This window comes from Methanothermococcus sp. (genome assembly GCF_015523155.1).
In the GTDB taxonomy this organism is placed as follows: Archaea; AGJL01; Methanococci; order Methanococcales; family Methanococcaceae; genus Methanofervidicoccus.
Map to the genome: position 1 here is coordinate 1 of NZ_WAKW01000074.1, position 4,160 is coordinate 4,160.

Genomic DNA, 4,160 nt, shown 5'->3' on the forward strand with positions numbered 1-4,160 from the left:
TTGCCCCTTCTTTTAATAAAACAAATTTATTTCCCTCAGAATCCACCATATAACAGTATCCTTTATTCCAGTGTGGCTCCAAACTAAATGTTTTAGCAAATACAACAGGTTCTCTAAATCTATCATAGTTTTTGAAGAGATATACAACATCCGCAATATCTATGGAATTATCACAGTTTAAATCTCCATCTTCTAATGGAATATTCCTATGCTTGAATAGATATACGACATCAGAAATATCTATGGAGCCATCTCCATTTATATCTCCCTATTTCTGCCCCTACAACTCCAGGGACGAGGGATAGCAACATCACAATAGGCGGTATAATTATCCTTTTCATAACATCACCTAAATAAAAATATTTTGATATAATATAAAGTTTTTTTAATTAATATATATAAATTTTTATTTAAATTAATTAAATATTTAAATTAATTCAATAGAAATAAATAAAAAAGAAATTTACATATATTTTTATTATTTAAATTCCCAAGGAATTATATGAACTCAATAAATTCAATTCAACTGGCGTATGAATTTGTTTTATATATAATTATGGGCATTATTATTGGCTATTTTTTATCAAACTACTATGATAACAATATATTTATTGTAATTGGATTTTTACTTGGAGTTTTAATGGCTTTTTTAAGGGTAGTTAAATTAATAAGAAACAAAGTAAAAAGAAAGTAATAAAAACAAAAAGGAATTATAGTAGAATAATATAAAATCGGTGATACTTTGGAATTAATTACAAGGGAAGAATCAAAAACAAATTATGAATATGGTTGCAATCCATACAATAGACCAATAGGTGAGCTCTTAAAAAACGGTCTTGTTGTAATTGATAAACCATCTGGACCTACATCTCATGAGGTTTCATCATGGGTAAAAAAGATATTAAATCTAAATCTTGCAGGACATGCTGGGACACTTGACCCAAAGGTGACTGGTATTCTACCGGTTGCACTTGAAAATACGACAAAGTGCATACCAGTTTGGCACATGCTTCCAAAGGAGTATGTGTGTTTAATGCATCTTCACAGGGATGCAAAAGAGGATGACTTAAACCGTATTTTTAAGGAATTCACAGGAAGAATATTCCAAAGACCACCATTAAAGGCAGCCGTAAAAAGGAGTTTAAGAATAAGAAAAATATATGAGCTCGAAATTCTTGAAATGGATGGAAGAGATGTCCTATTTAAAGTAAGGTGTCAATCTGGAACGTACATACGAACACTTGCAGAGGATATTGGAGAGGCACTTGGAACATCGGCACACATGCAGGAGCTCAGGCGAACTAAAAGCGGACCATTTGGAGAGGATGAAGCTGTTTATTTGCAGGATTTGGCTGATGCCTACATATTTTGGAAAGAAGAGGGGGACGAGGAAGAGCTGAGAAAAATAGTAAAACCTATGGAATACGGGCTCCAACATTTAAAAAAGATTGTAATAAAAGATAGTGCGGTGGATGCAATTTGTCATGGTGCAGATGTATATCTGAATGGTATTGCAAAACTTAGTAAAGGAATAGGCATTGATGAGACTGTTTTAATAGAAACCTTAAAGGGAGAGGCAGTAGCAATAGGGAAGGCATTATTAAGCACAAAAAATATATTAAAAGAGACAGAATATAACAATCCAGTGGTGAATACTGAAAGGGTATTGATGAAGCCCGGAACATATCCAAAAATGTGGAAAAGGAAAAAAGGTAAAAGTAAGAAAAAATAATTTATAGTGTTTGACGTAATTTAAACAGTGGAAATTTATTAACCTAATATTATTTTATTTTTACGTAGAAACTGTGAGCTCTACTCAGTTATTGGGATGAGGCTATAGTCAAAAAGTTCTGTCTTTGACTATAACTACACATTAGCGGTTTATATGGTGAAACCATGAAATTTTTCAACAGAGAAAAAGAGATATTTGAAATATTATCTGTATTGGATGAAGAACCAAATAATATTTATTTTATTTATGGTCCCATAAACAGTGGGAAAACTACTTTAATTAATCATATTATAAACAATAAGTTAAATGATGGGTATAAGGTATTTTATATAAATTTTAGAACATTGCTAATATCTGAAAAAAAAGATTTTATTGAAGCGATATTTACCACAAAAAAAGAGGGGATTTTGGAAAAAATAAAAGATAAGTCTGAAGTAATTAACATACTTACAAAGGGAGTAGGGATAGTTACGGGAATTCCGATTCCTGAGGTGGAATTAAATAACTTATTTGAAGCTAGAATAAATGATGCTTTTCAATATCTTAATGATGTATTATTGGAAACTAAAAAGTGCGGTAAGAGACCAATTATAATATTTGACGTCTTGGAAAACTTCGTTTTCCAAAATCTTTGTCGCTCCGCTCCAAAGAACTTGCAGATGATTAAAGAAATAACTGCTAATGGACAAAAATACCTTTTAAAAGAAATATTTCAGTTTTTAGTATCCTTAACAAAAGAGCAACATTTGGCGCATTGTTTATGTTTAACATCAGATAGTTTATTTGTTGAGTATGTATATAATACAGGAGAGCTCCGAGGACGAGTGGAATATATTTTTGTAGATGATTTTGATAAAGAAATTGCATTAAAATTTATGGATTTTTTAGCAGAGGAAAAACTAAACAGGAAATTATCAAATGATGAAAAAGAACTAATATATTCTTATGTTGGGGGAAAAGCCAAAGATATTTACGATATAATAATTAAAACAGCCCATAAAAACTTACGAGATGTATTGGAAGAAAAATTACTCAACGAAGTTAATATAATGGAAGAATTTCTACGGGATTTGAATTACATTAAACCAGAGGTTAATATTAGAGGACAAATGATTGAAGTAAATAAAAAAGAAATAATGGAAGCACTGGAATTATTTAAAAAAAAGTATGTTGTGAAATTACATGATATTCCAAAACATGTTTATGTTTATCTGATTAACGAGAACATATTATTCCTAAATCCACAAAAAGGAATATTGAAACCACAGTCATTTTTAGTATGGAATGCCATTAAGAAGGTCGTTTGATTTTTCATATAGTAGTGTATTTAGGAGAGCTCCCAAATATATCTTGTAATTATGTAAGTATTCAACATAACAAATTTAACTTATTCCGCAAGAAGTCCCCTTCCGTAAGGGATTAAACAAAATCCTTCGGATTTTGTAGCCCTCCGCTTCGCTACGGGGGGATGAATCCTCAAAATCCCTTCGGGATTTATACGGTTTCCTTCGCTTCGCTTGGAAATGCGGGCAAAACATTTATATGGTTTTTAGCATAAACTACTATTTATAAGTAATCAAACTGTGATACCAATGATGAGGACTTACAAGTTCAGGATTTGTCCATCCAGGAAAATCAGAAAAACAATAGAAGAGCATCTAAATATTTGTAGATACATCTATAATTATCTTTTAGAACAAAAAAATAAAAACCCAGAACTAAACAAAGGAGATACTCAAAAACTAATCACAGAGCATAAAAAGGAGAATCCTGAACTTAAAAAAGTCCATTCCAAAGTTCTTCAAATCTCAAAAAATCTCTTCGAGATTTTTATACGATTTTCTCGCTACGCTCGAAAATGGTAAATAACAAACTTTGGAGCAACCTCAAAGCATTAGGAAAACTAAAACATAAAGGGCATAAAGTAGGCAAGTTAAGATTCAAATCATCCAAAAACCACTATAAAACATTAGAATACAATCAATCAGGTTTCAAGGTTGATTATAAAACCAAAAGACTTAAACTGTCCAAAATAGGGGAAATTCCAATAAAACTACATAGAAAAATTAAAGGAGAAATTAAGGGAGTAATCATAAAAAAAGAACCAACTGGTAAGTGGTTTGCCTTCTTCCAAGTGGAAGAAGAACCTAAACCACTACCTAAAACCAATAAAGTTGTAGGTATTGATTTAGGAATCGATGGTTATGCCATCGATTCAGATGGGAACAAATTTGAAAATCCAAAGTTTATTGACAAAACTTTGGATAAAATAAAGAAAGTCCAGAAAAACCTATCTAAAAAGATTAAAGGTTCAAACAACTACAAAAAGACCAAATTAAAACTTATCAAGGTTTATGATAAACTAAACAATCAGAAAAATGATTTCCTTCATAAACTATCAAGGTATTACATAAACAATTATGATAAA

Annotated in this window: 5 protein-coding genes and 1 pseudogene; 5 read left to right on the forward strand and 1 reads right to left on the reverse strand. The window is 30.7% G+C overall.

Features of this window, described 5'->3' with window-relative positions; genetic code table 11:
• Positions 1-341, reverse strand: a pseudogene (locus tag F7B34_RS07510) (ABC transporter substrate-binding protein); the annotation flags it as partial.
• Positions 342-502: 161 nt separating this feature from the next.
• Here F7B34_RS07510 and F7B34_RS07515 point away from each other — a divergent pair.
• The 5 genes from F7B34_RS07515 to F7B34_RS07535 form a co-directional block, all read left to right on the forward strand.
• Positions 503-694 carry an AtpZ/AtpI family protein gene (locus tag F7B34_RS07515; protein WP_292461215.1) on the forward strand — a complete coding sequence of 64 codons (192 nt, stop codon included), beginning with the start codon at positions 503-505 and terminating at the stop codon, positions 692-694.
• A 48-nt stretch (positions 695-742) separates the two neighbouring features.
• Complete coding sequence (locus F7B34_RS07520; RefSeq protein ID WP_292461216.1) at positions 743-1,732, forward strand: RNA-guided pseudouridylation complex pseudouridine synthase subunit Cbf5; 990 nt, start codon at positions 743-745, stop codon at positions 1,730-1,732.
• Positions 1,733-1,896: 164 nt separating this feature from the next.
• Positions 1,897-3,039 (forward strand): ATP-binding protein, encoded by a 1,143-nt coding sequence (locus tag F7B34_RS07525; protein ID WP_292461217.1) that lies wholly within the window; start codon positions 1,897-1,899, stop codon positions 3,037-3,039.
• Positions 3,040-3,324: 285 nt separating this feature from the next.
• Positions 3,325-3,597, forward strand: a complete 273-nt coding sequence (locus F7B34_RS07530; RefSeq protein WP_292461218.1) for a helix-turn-helix domain-containing protein — start codon at positions 3,325-3,327, stop codon at positions 3,595-3,597.
• Positions 3,591-4,160 (forward strand): transposase (locus F7B34_RS07535; RefSeq protein WP_292461219.1); only part of this gene is annotated, 570 nt, incomplete at its 3' end. The genes F7B34_RS07530 and F7B34_RS07535, both read left to right, overlap by 7 nt.

Excerpts from the sequence above, each read along its gene's own strand:
- F7B34_RS07515 (WP_292461215.1), top strand. The coding sequence starts at position 503 with ATGAACTCAATAAATTCAATTCAACTGGCGTATGAATTTGTTTTATAT.
- F7B34_RS07525 (WP_292461217.1), top strand. The coding sequence starts at position 1,897 with ATGAAATTTTTCAACAGAGAAAAAGAGATATTTGAAATATTATCTGTA.
- F7B34_RS07530 (WP_292461218.1), top strand. The coding sequence starts at position 3,325 with ATGATGAGGACTTACAAGTTCAGGATTTGTCCATCCAGGAAAATCAGA.